17 protein-coding genes are annotated in these 17,636 nt (G+C 63.3%); 8 read left to right on the plus strand and 9 right to left on the minus strand.

Going from position 1 to position 17,636, the window contains the following annotated elements:
* Window positions 1-74 precede the first annotated feature (74 nt).
* A complete protein-coding gene (locus C6A77_RS14200) occupies window positions 75-404 on the minus strand; it encodes an MliC family protein (protein WP_004576614.1) in 330 nt (109 codons plus the stop codon).
* 166 nt (window positions 405-570) lie between these two features.
* On the opposite strand from C6A77_RS14200, the gene C6A77_RS14205 reads away from it, so the two are divergent.
* The gene (locus C6A77_RS14205; RefSeq protein ID WP_114170032.1) at window positions 571-1,491 is read left to right on the plus strand and encodes an iron-sulfur-binding ferredoxin reductase; all 921 of its coding nucleotides are present in this window, start codon (window positions 571-573) and stop codon (window positions 1,489-1,491) included.
* A gap of 133 nt (window positions 1,492-1,624) precedes the next feature.
* Here C6A77_RS14205 and pyk read toward each other — a convergent pair whose 3' ends face one another.
* A complete protein-coding gene (pyk, locus tag C6A77_RS14210) occupies window positions 1,625-3,079 on the minus strand; it encodes a pyruvate kinase (RefSeq protein ID WP_114170033.1) in 1,455 nt (484 codons plus the stop codon).
* Window positions 3,080-3,258: 179 nt separating this feature from the next.
* Here pyk and C6A77_RS14215 point away from each other — a divergent pair, with 179 nt between their 5' ends.
* From C6A77_RS14215 to sbcB, 3 genes are all read left to right on the plus strand, one after another.
* Entirely contained in the window at window positions 3,259-3,645 is a 387-nt protein-coding gene (locus C6A77_RS14215; RefSeq protein ID WP_114170034.1) for a tetratricopeptide repeat protein, read from the plus strand.
* Window positions 3,646-3,768: 123 nt separating this feature from the next.
* Complete coding sequence (locus tag C6A77_RS14220) at window positions 3,769-4,128, plus strand: PilZ domain-containing protein (protein WP_114170035.1); 360 nt, start codon at window positions 3,769-3,771, stop codon at window positions 4,126-4,128.
* A 67-nt stretch (window positions 4,129-4,195) separates the two neighbouring features.
* Window positions 4,196-5,629: an exodeoxyribonuclease I gene (gene sbcB / locus C6A77_RS14225; protein ID WP_114170036.1), complete on the plus strand. Its 1,434-nt coding sequence runs from the start codon at window positions 4,196-4,198 to the stop codon at window positions 5,627-5,629.
* A gap of 84 nt (window positions 5,630-5,713) precedes the next feature.
* On the opposite strand, the gene mvaT is transcribed toward sbcB, so the two are convergent.
* Window positions 5,714-6,091, minus strand: coding sequence for a histone-like nucleoid-structuring protein MvaT (gene mvaT / locus C6A77_RS14230; RefSeq protein ID WP_114170037.1), 378 nt, complete (start codon window positions 6,089-6,091; stop codon window positions 5,714-5,716).
* A gap of 281 nt (window positions 6,092-6,372) precedes the next feature.
* On the opposite strand from mvaT, the gene purU reads away from it, so the two are divergent.
* Together purU and C6A77_RS25995 are read left to right on the plus strand one after the other, a co-directional pair.
* On the plus strand, window positions 6,373-7,224 hold the full coding sequence (gene purU, locus C6A77_RS14235; RefSeq protein ID WP_114170038.1) for a formyltetrahydrofolate deformylase: 852 nt from the start codon (window positions 6,373-6,375) through the stop codon (window positions 7,222-7,224).
* Window positions 7,225-7,311: 87 nt separating this feature from the next.
* Window positions 7,312-7,545 (plus strand): hypothetical protein, encoded by a 234-nt coding sequence (locus C6A77_RS25995; protein ID WP_114170039.1) that lies wholly within the window; start codon window positions 7,312-7,314, stop codon window positions 7,543-7,545.
* Here the strand turns inward: C6A77_RS25995 and C6A77_RS14245 are convergent.
* The 4 genes from C6A77_RS14245 to C6A77_RS14260 all read right to left on the minus strand — a co-directional run bounded on the left by C6A77_RS14245 (window position 7,451) and on the right by C6A77_RS14260 (window position 12,337).
* The gene (locus C6A77_RS14245) at window positions 7,451-8,443 is read right to left on the minus strand and encodes a lysylphosphatidylglycerol synthase transmembrane domain-containing protein (protein WP_114170040.1); all 993 of its coding nucleotides are present in this window, start codon (window positions 8,441-8,443) and stop codon (window positions 7,451-7,453) included. The two genes, C6A77_RS25995 and C6A77_RS14245, sit on opposite strands and share 95 nt — an antisense overlap.
* A complete protein-coding gene (locus C6A77_RS14250; RefSeq protein WP_114170041.1) occupies window positions 8,440-9,204 on the minus strand; it encodes a DUF2334 domain-containing protein in 765 nt (254 codons plus the stop codon). The genes C6A77_RS14245 and C6A77_RS14250 overlap by 4 nt, the downstream gene beginning before the upstream one ends.
* The gene (locus C6A77_RS14255) at window positions 9,197-10,318 is read right to left on the minus strand and encodes a glycosyltransferase family 1 protein (RefSeq protein WP_114170042.1); all 1,122 of its coding nucleotides are present in this window, start codon (window positions 10,316-10,318) and stop codon (window positions 9,197-9,199) included. Before C6A77_RS14255 ends, C6A77_RS14250 begins: the two co-directional genes overlap by 8 nt.
* A gap of 144 nt (window positions 10,319-10,462) precedes the next feature.
* Window positions 10,463-12,337, minus strand: coding sequence for a methyl-accepting chemotaxis protein (locus C6A77_RS14260; RefSeq protein WP_114170043.1), 1,875 nt, complete (start codon window positions 12,335-12,337; stop codon window positions 10,463-10,465).
* Between the two features lie 169 nt (window positions 12,338-12,506).
* Here C6A77_RS14260 and C6A77_RS14265 point away from each other — a divergent pair, with 169 nt between their 5' ends.
* Window positions 12,507-13,982: a helicase HerA-like domain-containing protein gene (locus C6A77_RS14265; RefSeq protein ID WP_114170044.1), complete on the plus strand. Its 1,476-nt coding sequence runs from the start codon at window positions 12,507-12,509 to the stop codon at window positions 13,980-13,982.
* 169 nt (window positions 13,983-14,151) lie between these two features.
* Here the strand turns inward: C6A77_RS14265 and C6A77_RS14270 are convergent, their stop codons facing one another.
* Together C6A77_RS14270 and C6A77_RS14275 are read right to left on the minus strand one after the other, a co-directional pair.
* Complete coding sequence (locus C6A77_RS14270) at window positions 14,152-15,624, minus strand: inorganic phosphate transporter (protein ID WP_114170045.1); 1,473 nt, start codon at window positions 15,622-15,624, stop codon at window positions 14,152-14,154.
* A 311-nt stretch (window positions 15,625-15,935) separates the two neighbouring features.
* A complete protein-coding gene (locus tag C6A77_RS14275) occupies window positions 15,936-16,136 on the minus strand; it encodes a hypothetical protein (RefSeq protein WP_003251937.1) in 201 nt (66 codons plus the stop codon).
* A gap of 482 nt (window positions 16,137-16,618) precedes the next feature.
* Between C6A77_RS14275 and pcaR the strand changes: the two genes are divergently transcribed.
* Window positions 16,619-17,509 (plus strand): pca regulon transcriptional regulator PcaR, encoded by an 891-nt coding sequence (pcaR, locus tag C6A77_RS14285; RefSeq protein ID WP_241507423.1) that lies wholly within the window; start codon window positions 16,619-16,621, stop codon window positions 17,507-17,509.
* The last annotated feature ends 127 nt before the right edge of the window (window positions 17,510-17,636 follow it).

Here is a 17,636-nt window from a genome sequence, read left to right on the forward strand (position 1 = left end):
GTTTGTTTCGTGCAAGCCTGCCGCAGGGGCGGTTGCTGTTCAAGTTGTGTGGGCCACCGTCGCGGCCCGGCCAGTCACGGTGCCTTGCAGCCCCGCCCAATCAGATCGTTGGTTGCCACCCAGTACACCAGGCCTTCTTCGCCCTTGGTGTGGAAGGCCAGCATGCCATCGCTGTACAGCGCACCCGAGGCGCCCGGTTCGGCCTTCAGCCGATAGACCTGGTCGCCGCCACCCAGCCGCACATCGACCTGGTCGCGTTGCGCATCGGCAAAGCGCCATAGCACTTCAGCCTGGGTGTCGCAGACCCAGCGGGTCCAGTTGTCTGCCGGGGCGGGTTGCGCCGGCTGCAGCAGTGAGCATCCTGCCAGTGTCGCCAGGGCCGTCACGGCCAGAAGCGCTTTCATTCAGTTTCCTCGATTTGGGGCTGCTGTGCAGCCCATCGCCGGCAAGCCAGCTCCCACAGGATTGCACCATGCCTGAGGTTTGCACATTGCCTGTGGGAGCTGGCTTGCCGGCGAATGGGGCGCAAAGCGCCCCCAGAAAATCAACAGCTGGAAGAGATAGCTGACCATGCCCGAACTTTGCGTGGGCGAGCGCCGCTGGGCGGTGCCGACCGGCAGCAACCTGCTCGATGCCTTGAACGAGGCCGGGCTCGATGTGCCCTACAGTTGTCGCGCCGGCAGTTGCCATGCCTGCCTGGTGCACTGCCTGGCCGGGCAACCGCTGGACGCCCTGCCCGAGGCCCTGGCGCTGGACAAGCATGCCCAGGGCTGGCGCCTGGCCTGCCAGTGCCGGGTGGTCGAGGACCTGCGCGTGGCGCTGTTCGACCCGTTGCAGGATGGCGTGCCGGCGCAGGTCTGCGCACTGGACTGGTTCGGCGATGTGCTGCGTGTGCGCCTGCGGCCCGAGCGGGCGCTGCGTTACCAGGCTGGGCAGCATGTGGTGTTGTGGCATGGCGCGCTGGCGCGGCCTTACTCCTTGGCCAGCCTGCCGGGCGAGGATGATTTCCTCGAATTTCATATCGACTGTCAGCGCCCCGGCGCCTTTTGTGACAAGGCCCGCGCCTTGCAGCCGGGCGATGTGTTGCGCGTGGGCGAGATCAGGGGCGGGGCCTTGCATTACGACCCGGACTGGCAGGAACGACCGCTGTGGTTGTTGGCAGCCGGTACCGGGCTGGCGCCGTTGTGGGGCATCGTGCGCGAGGCAATGCGGCAGGGGCACCGGGGGGAGATTCGTGTGTTGCATGTGGCGCGCGAGGGCGTCGGGCATTATTTGGCCGAGCCGTTGCGAGAGATGACGGGTGTGAATGTCGAGTTGGTATTGGCAGAGCAGTTGGATGAAGCGTTGGCCGGGTTGCGGCCGTCATCGCGGCAGACGGTGGCATTGCTGTGCGGGGCGCCAGGCAGTGTCGAGCGCTTTGCCCGACGGCTGTTCATTGCCGGGGTGCCGCGGGGGCAGGTGTTTGCCGATGTGTTCGTTGAACATGTTTGAGTGAGCAGGGGAGGGCTTTGCCCTCCAATCGCGACACAAGGCCGCTCCCACATCGGGCGGTGTATGCCATACCCTTGTGGGAGCGGCCTTGCGTCGCGATGGGCCGCAAAGCGGCCCCCTTGGCAGCAGCAGATCAACCGACCAGCGGATCGCCCACGTGCAGGATCTTCATGCCGTTGGTGCCACCGATGGTGTGGTAGCTGTCACCTTTGGTCAGGATTACCCAGTCACCTTGCTCCACCAGGCCACGCTTGAGCAGTTCGTCGACTGCTGCCTGGCTGACCTTGTCGGCCGGCAGCGAAGCCGGGTCGAAGGCGATCGGGTAGACGCCACGGAACATGTTGGCACGCGCCTGGGTCGCGCGGTGCGGCGACAGGGCGAAGACCGGCACGTGCGAACGCAGACGCGACATGATCAACGGGGTGTAGCCACTCTCGGTCAGGGCGATGATCGCTTTGACGCCCGGGAAGTGGTTGGCGGTGTACATGGCGGCCAGGGCGATGCTTTCGTCGCAACGCTCGAAGGTGGTGTGCAGGCGGTGGCTGGACTTCTGGCTGGTCGGGTGCTTTTCCGCACCCAGGCAGATGCGCGCCATGGCCTGGACGGCTTCGATCGGGTAGGCACCGGCGGCGCTTTCTGCCGACAGCATGACCGCGTCGGTGTTGTCCAGCACGGCGTTGGCGACGTCGGACACTTCGGCACGGGTCGGCATCGGGTTCTGGATCATCGACTCCATCATCTGGGTCGCCACGATCACCGCCTTGTTGTTGCGGCGTGCGTGCTGAATGATCTTCTTCTGGATCGCGATCAGCTCGGCGTCACCGATTTCCACACCCAGGTCACCACGGGCGACCATGACCGCGTCGGAGGCAAGGATCAGCTTGTCCAGGGTCTCGTCGTCGGCCACCGCTTCGGCGCGTTCGATCTTGGCCACCAGCCAGGCGCTGCCGCCCGCTTCGTCACGCAGCTTGCGCGCGTATTCCATGTCGCTGGCGTCACGCGGGAAGGACACGGCCAGGTAGTCCAGGTCCATTTCCGCGGCCAGCTTGATGTCGGCCTTGTCTTTCTCGGTCAGGGCCGGTGCGGTCAGGCCGCCACCTTTGCGGTTGATGCCTTTGTGGTCCGACAGCGGGCCACCGATGATCACCACGCAGTGCAGGGCGTCTGCAGTGGCGGTTTCGACGCGCATGACCACGCGGCCATCGTCGAGCAGCAGTTCGTCACCCACGCCGCAGTCCTTGACCAGGTCGGGGTAGTCGATACCGACGATGTCCTGGTTGCCTTCGGTCAGCGGATGGGCGGTGGAGAAGGTGAACTTGTCACCAATCTTCAATTCGATGCGCTTGTTGGCGAACTTGGCGATGCGGATCTTCGGACCCTGCAGGTCGCCGAGCAGTGCAACATGGCGGCCGTTCTTGGCGGCGATGTCACGGATCAGGCGCGCGCGGGCCTTGTGCTCGTCCGGCGTGCCGTGGGAGAAGTTCAGGCGTGCCACGTCCAGGCCGGCGAGGATCAGCTGTTCGATCACTTCCGGCGAGTTGCTGGCGGGGCCAAGGGTGGCGACGATTTTGGTACGGCGGATGCTCATGCACAGACTCCTATAGTGAAGCGCAGCGAAAGGCTACTCCTGAATCTCGCTGTAGTCATTGTTCCGTTGCACTACCTGCGAGCAGGCCAGGGTGGCATTTGAACGGGCAGGGTATCCTTGCAAATGGCTGTGAAGATTTGCCGGCAAAGGCCGATACACTGGCATCAAAGGAGATCCCCATGCGAGCCCTGATCGTTTTAGCCCTGGCCGCCAGCACCGTCGGCTGCACCCGCTGGTCCATGGACCACCACCTGAACAACGCCTACCGCGCCTACGACCGTGGCGATTGCGCACGGGTCATGCTCGAGCTGTCGCAGGTCGACCGCACCAGCCGCGCGCGACCGTTCATCCACCCCGAGGTGTCGCTGCTGCGCGGCCAGTGCCTCGAGCGCCAGGCGTTGTATGTGGATGCCGCACAGACCTACCAGTACCTGATCCAGCAGTACCCCGGCAACGAGTACGCCTATCGCGCCCAGGCGCGCCTGCAGACCCTGAAAAAACTCGGCCACCTGCGTGGCACCGAAGCGGCCGTGGCCACCCCGGCAAGCGCCGCACCTTGGCGTTAACACCAAGGTGCATTTTATTTAACAGGATTTGCCGCGTGCACTGGGCTAATCTGTAACTCAGCTGTTACAACAACCGCCAGTTCCACGTATTCCTGGCTCCGGATACGGACTGCAATCGCGATCATGTTCAACAAGCGCCACATCGAACGCCACCAACTGCCTTGTGTCCTGCAGGTGTTCAACCGCTGTACCGGTCAGCTGATCGGCCAGCTGGGCAATGCCTCCGAAGACGGGCTCATGCTGATCAGCCAGTTGCCTGTGCTGGTCGGGCCCGACTACGACCTGCAGTTGCGTCTGCCGCTGGTTGGGGGCGGGCATCAGTTCGTCAACCTCACCGCCAGTTGCCTGTGGTGCCGCGAAGACCAGACGCCGGGGCATTACGATTCCGGCTTCATGCTGCTGCAGGCCCCTCGCGAGTACGACGAATTCGTCCGCTCGTTGCGCGACTTTTTCAGCTTCAACCCAGCCAACGCTTCCGTCTGAGCTTGCGCGCCCTGGCTCAGGCCGGAATCGCGCTAGAATCGGGTCGACCTCGATACAGGACGACCCCGTGACCTCCAGCATTTTCTGGCACGACTACGAAACCACCGGCATCAACCCGCGCTGCGACCGCCCGCTGCAGGTGGCCGGCGTGCGCACCGACTTCGACCTCAACGAAATCGATGAGCCGATCAGCCTTTATTGCCGGCCCTCCGACGATATCCTGCCGCACCCGGCCGCCTGCCTGGTGACCGGCATCACTCCGCAACTGCTGGCCGAGCAGGGCCTGTGCGAAGCCGAGTTCATGACCCGGGTGCATGCGCAACTGGCGCAACCCGGTACCTGCGGGGCCGGCTACAACACCCTGCGCTTCGACGACGAGGTGACCCGCTACAGCCTGTACCGCAACTTTTTCGACCCTTACGCGCGCGAGTGGCAGGGCGGCAACAGCCGCTGGGACCTGATCGACATCGTGCGCACGGCCTATGCCTTGCGCCCGGACGGTATCGAATGGCCGCAACAGGACGGGCGCACCAGCCTGCGCCTGGAGCTGCTGAGCAAGGCCAATGGCATCGACCATGGGCATGCCCACGAAGCGCTTTCCGATGTGCGGGCAACCATTGCCCTGGCCCGCCTGATCCGGCAGAAGCAGCCCAGGTTGTATGACTGGCTGTTCCAGTTGCGCAGCAAGCATAAAGTGATGGAACAGATCCGCCTGTTACAGCCAATGGTGCATATATCCGGGCGTTTTTCCGCGGCACGCAATTACCTGGGTGTCGTATTGCCATTAGCCTGGCACCCGGTAAATCGCAATGCATTGATTGTCTGCGACCTGCATCAGGAAACCCTGCCATTAGTAAGGGAAACTGCTGAAGTTCTGCGCCAGCGCTTGTATACCCGCCATGATCAACTGGCCGAGGGTGAATTGCCGGTGCCGCTGAAACTGGTGCAGATCAATCGTTGCCCGGTACTGGCGCCACTGTCGGTATTGCGCCCAGCCGATCAACAACGGTTGGGTCTGGACTTGACGTTGTTACAAGTGCGCGGCGAAGAACTGGCCAGGCAACAGGCGCATTGGCAAGACAAGCTGGAACACATCTATGGCAAGGAAGACTTTGCCCCGAGTGAAGACCCGGAACAACAGTTGTATGACGGTTTTCTTGGCGAGCGTGACCGCCGCTTGTGCGAGCAAGTTCGTGCGCTGGAGCCGGCGCAATTGGGCCGTGGCCACTGGATGTTCGATGACCTGCGTCTGCCGGAATTGTTATTCCGCTACCGCGCGCGCAACTTTCCCGAGACCTTGAATAGCGAAGAGCGGCAACGCTGGTTCGGCTTCTGTCAGCAACGCCTGAGCGACCCCCGCTGGGGCGCACCGAACACGCTGGGTGACTTCGAACAGGCGCGGCAGCTGGCCTGGGACGGCGCCGACGAGGCGGGGCGCGGGGTGCTGGACGCCTGGCAGGCGCATGCCCGGCAATTGCAGGCGCAATTCGCCATCGCTTGAGTGCTGCGGAAAAACCGAAAAACAAAAACGCCGGCGATAGGCCGGCGTTTTCGTTGGGCTTGCAAACAGGCGTATGCGGACAAATCAGTCCAGCAGGGTCGCCCAGCTTTCAACCACATCGCCACCCCACTTGGCTTTCCACTCTTTCAGGGTCTTGTGGTTGCCGCCTTTGGTTTCGATCACTTCATTGTTGTGCGGGTTCTTGTATTGCTTGACCTTGCGCGCACGCTTGGTGGCGGCAGGTTTCAGCGCGCCACGCGGTGCCTTGCTCAGTTTCGACTCTGGGTCGAGCAGGGCAATCACGTCGCGCAGCGACTTGGAGTACTCGCCCATCAGGGTGCGCAGTTTGCCTTCGAACTCCAGTTCTTTCTTCAGCTTGTCATCCTGGGACAGGTTGGCCAGGCGGGCTTGAAGTTCCTTGATGGCTTCTTCGGTAGCGCGGTACTCGTTGATCAGGGACATGGAGTGTTCCTTAATGCGTGTTCAGAAATGTGTGGGGCAATAATAGACAGGCGATACTCGCAAGTAAACATAGTATTGGCCAATTAACTGTTAATTAAGCTGTGACAACATTTCTCAGGTGAACAAAAATTTACAATTACCCCTGAATTTTGTCATGTCTGTCAGCGCATGCCGACGCTGCATCTGTTCGCCTGCACAGCCCCCGACCCTGCGATCAATACTGCGTTTTTCCTGGCGGGCCGCTAGAATGGGCGCCTTTGCGAAGTTCTGGAGTCTCATTCATGCGCACCTATCGTCTGGTGATCGCCTGCCCCGACCGTGTTGGCATCGTGGCGAAAGTCAGTAATTTCCTGGCCTTGTACAATGGCTGGATCAACGAGGCCAGCCACCACTCCGATGAGCAGAGCGGTTGGTTCTTCATGCGCCATGAAATCCGCGCCGAATCGCTGCCGTTCGGTATCGAAGCTTTCCGCGAGGCGTTTGCGCCGATCGCCGAAGAGTTCTCCATGACCTGGCGCATTACCGACTCGGCGCAGAAAAAGCGCGTGGTGCTGATGGCCAGCCGCGAGTCGCACTGCCTGGCTGACCTGCTGCACCGCTGGCACACCGATGAGCTGGACTGCGATATCCCGTGCGTGATCTCCAACCACAACGACCTGCGCAGCATGGTCGAGTGGCACGGTATCCCGTTCTTCCATGTCCCGGTGGACCCGAAAGACAAGGCTCCGGCCTTTGCCGAAGTGTCGCGCCTGGTCCAGGAGCACGCCGCCGATGTTGTGGTACTGGCCCGCTACATGCAGATTCTGCCGCCGCAACTGTGCCAGGACTATGCCGAGAAGGTGATCAACATCCACCACAGCTTCCTGCCGTCGTTCGTCGGTGCCAAGCCTTACCATCAGGCCGCCCTGCGTGGCGTGAAGCTGATTGGCGCGACCTGCCACTACGTGACCGAAGAGCTCGACGCCGGCCCGATCATCGAACAGGATGTGGTGCGTGTCAGCCATGCTGACAGTATCGACGACATGGTCCGCTTCGGCCGTGATGTGGAAAAGATGGTGCTGGCCCGAGGCCTGCGTTATCACCTGGAAGACCGGGTGCTGGTGCATGGCAACAAGACTGTGGTGTTCGACTGACAGGGTCGGGTTGCCTGTGAGATCTTGGGGCTGCTGCGCAGCCCTTTCGCGACACAAGGCGCCCCCGGCAATCTTGAGGGATACGCAATGGCCAAGACCCGCAACAACCCCACCGCCTCACCCCCACCCACCCTCGGCGAAGGCTGCCTGGCCCGCTACGATCCCGAAGCCCTGGCCGACACCGACGGCACCGACTTCCCCGGCGCCGCCGAACTCTGGCAGCAGCTCAACCCGCCTGACGCCGCCAGCGCTCCAGCAACGGCCGCCCCAGCAGGCAAACGAACACCGGCCCACCCGCCAGCAGATAAAAGTAATAAGTGACCGCCCGCCATATCAGGATCGCCGCCGCCGCGGTCGAACTGCCCACCAGCGGCGTCAGCAGGCTGGCCGAGGTCAGTTCGGCGGCACCGGCACCGCCAGGCAGCAGGCTGAACTGGCCGGCACTGAGCGAGAGCATCTGCACCAGAAAACTGGGGATCCACGCCAGGTCCACGCCCAGGCCGCGCAGTACCAGATACAGCACGCTGTAACGCAGGCCCCAGTGCGCGCAGGTCAGGGTGAACACGAGCGTCAGCGTGCGCTTGGGCAGGCGCCAGGTCTGCGCCAGGGCGTCGATGAAGTGCAGCAGTTTGCGCGCCCAGCGGCGTCGGCGTTGTCGGCCGATACCCAAACGGCGCAGCAACCTGCCGTTCAGCCGCATCACCGTGCGCCGGTAGCGCAACAGGCCGATCACCGCGGTCAGTGCCGTGCACAGCAGCAACGCACTGCCCAGCAACATGCTCTCCTGGCTGCGCCCCAGGCTATGGAACAGCGCATAGCCGGCAATCGCCAGCATCGCGCAGAAAAAGAACAGCAGATCGTTCAGCTGATCCATGGCGAACACCGCGCCGCTGCGTGCCGGGCCGATGCGATCGCGGGCCAGCAACGCCATCAGGGTCAGAGGGCCGCCGCTGCCGCCGGGGGTGGTGCAGATGGCGAATTCGGTGGCCATGACCACGCCCAGGCTGCGCAAGTGCCCCAGTCGGCTACCTTGCTGGCCGAGCAGCAGGCGCAGGCGAATGGCGTTGATGACCCAGCACAGCAGGATCATCCCCAGCAGGGTCAACCACAGCCCGGGGGCGAAGCGCTGCAGCCTCGGCAGCAGTTCGCTGCCACCGAGCAGTGCGGGTACCAGCAGCGCGCCGAGCAGGGCCAGGCCCAGCCAGGCCAGGCGGTTCATGGGCTGGCCTGGCGGTCCAGCCAGGTCGACTTGGTCAGCGGTTCGCGGCCCTGCGCCAGCAGCGTGCGCAGGGTGTTCAGCCAATAATCGCGGGATGTGCGATGGCGCATGTCGACCGGGTGCAGGCCAAGGCGCAGGGTTTCAACGTTGCGCCAGCGCCGGCATTGCCAGTCGCAGAGCACCCGCGACAGACCGCGGCGCCAGGCGCTGCGGGCACTCCACACCAGCCCTGGGGCGTCGAACGGGGTGAAATCCGGCAAGCGATACAAGTGCTGCGGCGTGCTGGTATAGCGCAATGGCAGACGGCGCAGGGCCTGGCGGGTGCCTTCGCTCATCAGCCAGGCCGGCGCGACGAAGCCGGCCACCGGCCAGCCCTGGCGGTCGAACAGGGCCAGGCCGTCTTCCAGGCGTTGCAGGGCCTGTTGCTGGTCCAGGGCGTAGAACTCGCCTTCATGGGTGTAGATGCGGCGCATGAAGAAGTCACCGGGCGTGCGCGGTGGTGGGCTGTCGTCGGCATGGTAATAGCCATGCAAGGCCAATTCGTCACCCTGGGCCAGACGCCGTTCCAGCAGGCGGCAGAATGCCGGTGAGTGTTGCAGCGGGTTGCGCTGGTGAAAGTCCGGCACCACCAGCCAGGTCATGGGCACGCCGCCGATGGCATCGATGGCCTGCACGAAGGGCTGGTAGTCGGGCCAGGTCTCCGGCGCGACGTCGTGCAGCACCAGCATCAGGCTACGCGAGGGCGGCAGCGGCTCAACCATGGGCGCGCACCTGCGGCTGGTGGCCAAGCACGGCCTGGTAGTGCTGCAGCAGGCCGGCAACCACGTTGTCCCACGAATAGTGCTGTTCGGCATGCCGACGTGCCTGTGCCCCGAGTTTGCGCACGCCGGCTTCGAACGCTTCGTGGACTGCTGTCGCCATGGCCCGGCTATCGTTGGGCCGGCACAGGCGCCCGCACTGTTCGTTGACGATTTCGCCGAAGGCACCGGCGCGCACGGCCACTACCGGTGTGGCGCTGGCCATCGCTTCGAGAAGGACCAGGCCGAAGGTTTCCTGATCGCCGGCATGCAGCAGCAGGTCGGCACTGGCCATCAGCCGGGCGACTTCCGGCGCCGGGCAGAAGTGATTGATCACCGTGACGTTGGCCGGCACGTTGGCCGGCATGTTCGAACCCACCAGCAACAGATGATAGGGGCGGCCCAGGTGCTGCATGCATTCGAGCAGTACCGGCAGGTTCTTTTCCCGCGAGCCACGGCCGGCATAGATCAGCAGGCGGCTGGTGTCGGCAATGCCCAGCTCGGCACGCAAGTGCGGGTCGCGGCGGCTGGGGTGGAAGGTGGCCAGGTCCACCCCCAGGCGTTGCACGTGCACATCCTGCACGCCCAGCCGGCGCAGTTTGTCGGCCATGACCTGGCTGGGCGCCAGGACCCGGTCGAAATTGCCGTACAGCTTGCTGACATAGGCTTCGACATTGGGCGTGAACCAGTTGCCCATGCGGTTGCTGACCAGCAGCGGCAGGTCGGAATGGTAGAAGCCGATGACCGGCACATCCAGCTTGCGCCGCGCTTCCAGCGCTGCCCAGGCGGTCAGGTAGGGGTCGCCGACTTCGATCAGGTCGGGTTTCAGCCGGCGCAGCACGTTGCACCACGGGGCCAGGCGCACCGGGAAGCGGTAGCCATTGCCGAACGGCAGTGGCGGTGCGGGCACCTGATAGATGCCATCGGCGTGCTGCGCGCTGGCGCCGGGTATCAGCAGGCTGTGGCGGACGCCCTGGATGGCGTCGAGACGGTGGTGTTTGGCATCAAGATAGGTACGTACGCCGCCGCTGGCGGGGGCATAGAACATGGTGATGTCGGCGATGTGCACGATCAGCATCCCTCCGGGATCGTCTTCGGGTCTGTCATCCGGCAGTAACGGGCCGGCGATGACGCGCCTTAAAGTTGACCTTTCAGAAGGATAGTTTGTTCGATCGGGGTTGGGCGGGGCGGGGAGCGGTGTGAGCGCCTTCGCGGGCTTGGATCAGATACGGAAGCTGCCCACCAGCTGCTTCAGGCGGCCGGCCTGCTGTTCCAGGTCGGAGCATGCACGCAGGGTGGCCTGCAGGTTTTCCACGCCTTCCTGGTTGAGCATGTTGATCTCGTTGATGTCCATGTTGATCGCCTCGACCACGGCGGTCTGCTCTTCGGTGGCGGTGGCCACCGACTGGTTCATGCCGTCGATCTCGCCGATGCGCACGGTCACGCTGTCCAGCCGCTCACCGGCCTGGTTGGCAATCTGCATGCTGTCCTGGCTGTGGCGTTGGCTCTGGTCCATGGTCTCGACCGACTCGCGGGCACCGACCTGCAGTTCTTCGATCATGGTCTGCACCTGCTGCGCCGACTCCTGGGTGCGGTGCGCCAGGTTGCGTACTTCATCGGCGACCACGGCAAACCCGCGCCCGGCTTCACCGGCACGCGCCGCTTCGATGGCCGCGTTCAGCGCCAGCAGGTTGGTCTGCTGGGAAATGCTGGTGATCACCTCGAGGATCTGGCCGATGTTGACGGTCTTGCTGTTCAACGTCTCGATGTGCGCGCTGGAGGTGACGATCAGGTCGGACAGGCGGTTCATCGCGGCGATGTTGCGCTCTACTACCTGCTGCCCTTCTTCGGCCAGCAGGCGCGCCGAGCTGGCGTGCTGCGAAGCCTGAGCGGCGTTGCCGGCGATTTCCTGCGCGGCGGCGCCCAGCTCATTGATGGCGGCGGCGACGCTATTGGTGCGGTTGGACTGCTCGTCGGAGTTGGTCATCGACGAGTTCGAGGCGCTGATCACTCGCAGGGCCACTTCGTTGACCTGTTCGGTTGCCGAAGACACTTCGCGGATCGAGCTGTGGATACGCTCGACGAAACGGTTGAAGGCGCTGCCCAGGATGCCGAATTCGTCGTGGTTGTGGATGCGCAGGCGCTTGGTCAGGTCGCCTTCGCCCTGGGCGATGTCTTCCATGGCGCGGGTCATGGTGTGCAGTGGCTGCATCAGCGCGCGGATCAGCAGGCCGAGCAGGGCGATGATGATCACCACCGCCACCAGCGTAGCGATCACCGCCGAGGTGCGGAACGTGCTGAGCATCGAGAAGGCCTTGTCCTTGTCCACCGACAGGCCGATGTACCAGTTGGCCGACGGCAGGCCGGTGATCGGGGTGAAAGTCAGCAGGCGGGTCTGGCCGTCGCTCTGCACTTCGGTCAGATCACCGGTCAGTTTCGGCGTGTGCTGCGGGAACAGGTCCGACAGCGACTTCATCACCAGGTCCTTGTCCGGGTGCACCAGGATCTTGCCCTGGTCGTTGACCAGGAAGGCGTAGCCCATGCCGCCGAAGTTCAGCGAGTTGATGATCTGCACCAGGCCGTCCAGGGCAAGGTCGCCACCGACCACGCCGACACCGCCGGAAATCTTGTCGATGATGCCGATGACCATCTTGTTGGTGGCCATGTCGATGTACGGCTCGGTCAGGATCGCGCCGGCGGCGTTCATGCCGTCCTTGTACCAGGGGCGGGTGCGTGGGTCGTAGCCGTCGGGCATCTTGGTGTCCGGGCGCACGCTGAAGCCGCCGTCGACCTTGCCCGCGTAGACCGTGAGAAAACTGGAGGTCAGGGCATTCTGGCCCAGCAAGGTGTTGGTATTGGCCGGGTCCTGGGCAATGTTCTGGGCCAGGTTTTCCACCAGTTTGATGCGGCCTTCGAACAGGTTGCGAATGTTGGTCGAAGTGGAAGTGCCCATTTCAGCCAGATAGTTCTCCAGGTCCTCGCGGATCGCATTACGCTGGAGGTAATCGTTGTAAAGCGTGAACAGGCTGAAGGCGAGAATCACGATCAGGGAAGCGGCAAGAAGAATCTTGTGGCTGAAACGAAGGCTTTTGTTCATGGCGTAATCGGTTCCGCTAAGGTGTTATATCAGGCGTTTGCACGCGTAGCGTCGCAAAGCAGTGCAACATCCCGAAAAGTCCCTTTTCGGTTGTCCCTCTCTATTAAGGCGAATATCACCCACAGCTATCGGCCGAATTCAGCTAAAGCTTGAGCAGAGGATTAAAGAGATGTCGGAATTTTCGACAATCGTTGTAGGCGCAGGCCCCGATGGTCAGCCAGTCGGGCAAGCGATGAAGTTGGCCAACCGCCATGGCCTGGTAGCGGGCGCGACGGGTACTGGCAAGACCGTCACCCTGCAGCATCTGGCGGAGGCGTTCAGTAACGCCGGGGTGGCGGTGTTCGCCGCCGATGTCAAAGGCGACCTGTGCGGCCTGGGCGCTGCCGCTGTGCCGCAGGGCAAGGTGGCCGAGCGCATTGCCGGCATGCCCTGGCTGGGGCACAGGCCCCAGGCTTACCCGCTGAGCCTGTGGGACATCGCCGGGCAGTCCGGCCACCCGCTGCGCACCACCCTCAGCGAAATGGGGCCGCTGTTGCTGGGCAACCTGCTGGAGCTGAGCGACAGCCAGCAGGCGGCGCTGTACGCCGCATTCAAGGTGGCCGACCGTGAAGGCCTGCTGCTGCTCGACCTCAAGGACCTCAAGGCGCTGCTCGCACACCTGAAGGACAACCCGCAGTTGCTCGGCGAAGACAGCGCGCTGATGACCACGGCCTCCACCCAGGCGTTGTTGCGCCGCCTGGCAACCCTGGAGCAACAGGGCGCCGAGGCACTGTTCGGTGAGCCTGCATTGCAGCTCGAGGACTTGCTGCGGCCCGACCCGGATGGCCGTGGGCGTATCCATCTGCTGGATGCCAGCCGCCTGGTGCATGAAGCGCCCAAGGTCTATGCGACCTTCCTGTTGTGGCTGCTGGCCGAGTTGTTCGAGCAGCTGCCCGAGCGTGGCGATGCCGACAAGCCGGTGCTGGCATTGTTCTTCGATGAGGCGCACCTGCTGTTCAACGATACCCCCAAGGCGTTGCAGGACCGCCTGGAGCAGGTGGTGCGGCTGATTCGCTCGAAGGGCGTGGGGGTGTACTTCGTCACCCAGTCGCCGGGCGACTTGCCGGATGCGGTGCTGGCCCAGCTGGGCCTGCGCATCCAGCATGGCCTGCGGGCGTTCACCGCCAAGGAGCAGAAGTCGCTGCGCGCGGTGGCCGATGGCTTCCGTCCCAACCCGGCGTTCGACACCCTCACGGTGCTGACCGAGCTGGGGATTGGTGAGGCACTGGTGGGGACGCTGGAAGAAAAAGGCACGCCGGCAATGGTGCAGCGGGTACTGATTGCCCCGCCGCAGTCACGTATCGGGCCATTGAGCGCGGCTGAGCGCAGCGCGCTGATTACCGGTTCGCCGTTGGCCGGGCGTTACGACAAGCCGGTGGACCGTGAGTCGGCCTATGAAATGCTGACCCGACGCAAGGGCGAACCGGTCGAGCCGGTCCCGCAGCCGAAGGCGGACGAGGACAGCTTTGCCGACAAGGCAGGGGAGTTTTTGCAGAGTGCGGCGGGGCAGGCGATCAAGTCGGCGGTGCGTCAGGCAGCCAACCAGTTGGGGCGGCAGTTGGTGCGTGGGTTGATGGGGTCATTGTTGGGAGGCAAGAAAAGGTAGTTTGCCTGTGCCGGCCTCTTCGCGGGTAAACCCGCTCCCACAGGGATATCACAAGCCTGAGGCCTGTGTTGTACCTGTGGGAGCGGGTTTACCCGCGAAGGGGGCGGTGCAGGAAAAACACCCATGAAAAAGGCGCCTGCGAGGGCGCCTTCTTCTATTGCGGTGTCACTCAGCCAATGGCTTTCGACGCCAGCCAGAACAGGCCGGCCGCCAGGCTCATCGAGGCCGGCAGGGTCAGTACCCAGGCCAGCAGGATGGTCTTCACCGTGCCACCTTGCAGGCCGCTCTTGTTGGCGACCATGGTACCGGCCACGCCGGACGACAGCACGTGGGTGGTCGATACCGGCAGGGCGAACACGTTGGCCATGCCGATGGCGCAGGCTGCGGTAATCTGCGCCGACATGCCCTGGGCATAGGTCATGCCCTGTTTGCCGATCTTCTCGCCAACCGTCAGCACCACGCGCTTCCAGCCGACCATGGTGCCCAGGCCCAGGGCCAGGGCGACGGCCACGATCACCCAGAACGGGGCGTATTCGGTAGTGGCGGTCAGGTCTTTGCGCAGTTTTTCCAGGTCGGCCTTTTCACGGGCTTCCAGGCCGGGCAGTTTGCCGACTTTCTTCGCCGTGTCGTCCAGGCACAGCAGGTAGCGGCGTACTTCGACGCGCTTTTCCGCATCCAGGCTGTGGTAGTCGGTCACGCCCTGCAGCGACGACTGCAAGGCGGCAATGGTCGGCTCGGTCTGCTGCGGGTTGCAGCTGAACTTCTCCGGCAGGTCGCTGGACTTGGCCTTGCCCAGCGCCAGGAACTCGCCCAGGGTGGCGGCGTTGCGCTGGTAGAACTGGCTCATGTGCAAGGTGGCGTCGCGGGTACGCTCGATCTGGTAGGTGGTGCTGTTCAGGTCGAGGACGAACTTGGCCGGGACGATACCGATCAGCACCAGCATGATCAGGCCAATGCCTTTCTGGCCGTCATTGGAGCCGTGCACGAAGCTCACGCCCATGGCCGAAACCACCAGTACCAGGCGGTTCCAGAACGGCGGGTGCTTCTTGTCGTCGAGCTTGCGGCGCTGTTCGGGGGTCTTGTGCATCTTCGACAGCGGGCGCCACCACTTCAGGCCAATCAGCACCAGCGCTGCGACGGCGAAGCCGGCCATGGGCGAGACCACCAGCGACATGGCGATGTCGATCGCCTTCTGCCAGTTGACGCCTTCCCCCAGCGGGATGTCGTTGATCAGGGCATTGGCCAGGCCGACGCCGAGAATGGAGCCGATCAGCGTGTGCGAGCTGGAGGCGGGGATGCCGAAGTACCAGGTACCCAGGTTCCAGGCGATGGCCGCGGCCAGCAGCGAGAAGACCATGGCCAGGCCGTGTCCGGTGTTCACATTGATCAGCAGCTCTACCGGCAGCAGGTGGACGATGGCGTAGGCCACCCCCACACCGCCGAGCAGAACGCCAAGGAAGTTGAACACGCCGGAGAAGAACACGGCGAGGTGCGGCGGCATGGCTTTGGTATAGATGACGGTGGCTACCGCGTTGGCGGTGTCATGAAAGCCATTGATGAACTCGAAGGCGAGCACGAAGGTCAAGGCGAGCAGCAGGCTCACCAATACCCAGGCATCCAGTCCGCTGAATAAATCGATCATGAAGGTTGTCTGGCGGTCATAGGGGGGCGCGATTATGCCAGAAAACCTCGGCAATCGATGCATCTGCTACAGACCGATGGCACCTTTCCTGGCGCAAGCGGGCTGGGCATGACGAAGCGCTTGGGTAGCAAACTGCCCGCTAAAAAGCGCGAACACCGACGTAAACCGGGTAAAATTCGGTGAAAAATCCGACTCGCCAGTTTTCAAACAGATGTATGAAATTTGTGTAATTCCATTTCATCATCGGCCTGGCAGTAAAGATCGACCACGCCCGGGCTGGCCGGGCGACGACGCGCTGGCGTGGCCCCGGGTCAGGGATTGTCGCTGCGCAGTTCCTTTTCAATGCGTTCCAGTTCCTGGCTGAAGGCCTGGTCGCGCACGCTGGCACGCTTGCGCCAAGGTTTGCGTTCCGGATCCGGTTGGGCGGCATAAGTGGTGACTTCGCCACCGTAAACATCCTTGTAACGTTCAGCCTGGCGCTCGAGTTCCGCGCGCAGTTCATCTTTCGTCACAGTAGTACCTGAATAAGTTTGGTGACCGTTGTTATGCGTTGTGCAACGCACACGCCTTGCTGGCCGCAACGGCTCTATACAGCGAAGGGTTCCGTTAACAGCATCGTCGGGGCCTGCGGAATCGATTATAGCAATCGATATTTCGCCGAACATGCTTATTTACCCAACCCTGACATCAGTTGATGCAAGTTGGGAGGCGTCCGACATCAGACTGGCGCTTTCGTACAAGTTCGAGAGGCAATACGGATAAAAGTTCGCTGCGGTGCAGTAGCGCGAGCGTTGGATGAACCTGTAATGAAAAACGGCCTCGCCAAAAGGCGAGGCCGTTGCCTGGGACTTCTACGGTGGGTACCTGACCAGTCTCTCCAAAGAAGCCACAAGTGGCAGGGGAAAGGTATAAGCAAACGTGTCAGCGGTCAATTGCGATTATCGGCCGTTTGTTCGATAATCGCACGAGTGGGCGTTTTTTTTTGAGGTATGCGATGAGCGACGAAACCCAGGCCAACGATTCCGTCAATCCAGAGCCGGCCAACCCCGAGGCGGCGCGATCTGCTTCGGCAGCGCTGGCGCCACCGATCGTGGCGTCCCCGGCCAAGCGTATCCAGGCCTTTACCGGCGACCCGGACTTCATGACCTCGCTGGCGCGAGGGCTGGCGGTGATCCAGGCCTTCCAGGAGCGCAAGCGCCACCTGACCATCGCCCAGATCAGCCACCGCACCGAAATCCCCCGGGCAGCAGTGCGCCGTTGCCTGCATACGCTGATGAAACTGGGGTACGCCACCACCGACGGGCGCACCTATTCGCTATTGCCCAAAGTACTGACGCTGGGGCATGCGTACCTGTCGTCGACGCCGCTGGCAATTTCTGCCCAGCCTTACCTGGACCGCATCAGCGACCAGCTGCACGAGGCGGCCAACATGGCCACGCTCGAAGGTGACGACATTCTCTATATAGCGCGCTCGGCCACCGTGGAGCGGCTGATCTCGGTCGACCTGTCGGTGGGTGGGCGCCTGCCGGCCTATTGCACATCGATGGGGCGCATTCTGCTGGCGGCCATGGATGACACCAGCCTGCGCGAATACCTGGACCGTGCCGACCTGAAGGCGCGCACCAGCCGGACCCTGCATGACCCCGAGTCGCTGTTCGCCTGTATCCAGCAAGTACGCGCGCAAGGCTGGTGCGTGGTGGACCAGGAGCTGGAACAGGGGCTGCGCTCGATTGCGGTGCCGGTGTATGACGCATCCGGGCAGGTGCTGGCGGCGTTGAATGTGAGCACCCATGTCGGGCGGGTGACACGCAGCGAGCTGGAGCAGCGGTTCTTGCCAATACTGTTGGCCGCCAGCCGCGACCTTTGCCATCAGTTATTTGGCTGAGCCCGCTGGGGGCCGCGTTTGGGCCCCAAACCCCCCCCCCCCGGGCCCCCCCCGGGGGCAAGGGGCCGGGGGGGGGGGGGGGTGCCGCCCAGGGGGGGGCAAACCCCCCCCCGGGGATATTTTAAAA

This window comes from Pseudomonas sp. AFG_SD02_1510_Pfu_092 (assembly GCF_003331055.1).
Classification (GTDB): Bacteria; Pseudomonadota; Gammaproteobacteria; order Pseudomonadales; family Pseudomonadaceae; genus Aquipseudomonas.

Excerpts from the sequence above, each read along its gene's own strand:
- C6A77_RS14200 (WP_004576614.1), bottom strand. The coding sequence starts at position 404 with ATGAAAGCGCTTCTGGCCGTGACGGCCCTGGCGACACTGGCAGGATGC.
- C6A77_RS14205 (WP_114170032.1), top strand. The coding sequence starts at position 571 with ATGCCCGAACTTTGCGTGGGCGAGCGCCGCTGGGCGGTGCCGACCGGC.
- pyk (WP_114170033.1), bottom strand. The coding sequence starts at position 3,079 with ATGAGCATCCGCCGTACCAAAATCGTCGCCACCCTTGGCCCCGCCAGC.
- C6A77_RS14215 (WP_114170034.1), top strand. The coding sequence starts at position 3,259 with ATGCGAGCCCTGATCGTTTTAGCCCTGGCCGCCAGCACCGTCGGCTGC.
- C6A77_RS14220 (WP_114170035.1), top strand. The coding sequence starts at position 3,769 with ATGTTCAACAAGCGCCACATCGAACGCCACCAACTGCCTTGTGTCCTG.
- mvaT (WP_114170037.1), bottom strand. The coding sequence starts at position 6,091 with ATGTCCCTGATCAACGAGTACCGCGCTACCGAAGAAGCCATCAAGGAA.
- purU (WP_114170038.1), top strand. The coding sequence starts at position 6,373 with ATGCGCACCTATCGTCTGGTGATCGCCTGCCCCGACCGTGTTGGCATC.
- C6A77_RS25995 (WP_114170039.1), top strand. The coding sequence starts at position 7,312 with ATGGCCAAGACCCGCAACAACCCCACCGCCTCACCCCCACCCACCCTC.
- C6A77_RS14245 (WP_114170040.1), bottom strand. The coding sequence starts at position 8,443 with ATGAACCGCCTGGCCTGGCTGGGCCTGGCCCTGCTCGGCGCGCTGCTG.
- C6A77_RS14250 (WP_114170041.1), bottom strand. The coding sequence starts at position 9,204 with ATGGTTGAGCCGCTGCCGCCCTCGCGTAGCCTGATGCTGGTGCTGCAC.
- C6A77_RS14255 (WP_114170042.1), bottom strand. The coding sequence starts at position 10,318 with ATGCTGATCGTGCACATCGCCGACATCACCATGTTCTATGCCCCCGCC.
- C6A77_RS14260 (WP_114170043.1), bottom strand. The coding sequence starts at position 12,337 with ATGAACAAAAGCCTTCGTTTCAGCCACAAGATTCTTCTTGCCGCTTCC.
- C6A77_RS14265 (WP_114170044.1), top strand. The coding sequence starts at position 12,507 with ATGTCGGAATTTTCGACAATCGTTGTAGGCGCAGGCCCCGATGGTCAG.
- C6A77_RS14270 (WP_114170045.1), bottom strand. The coding sequence starts at position 15,624 with ATGATCGATTTATTCAGCGGACTGGATGCCTGGGTATTGGTGAGCCTG.
- pcaR (WP_241507423.1), top strand. The coding sequence starts at position 16,619 with ATGAGCGACGAAACCCAGGCCAACGATTCCGTCAATCCAGAGCCGGCC.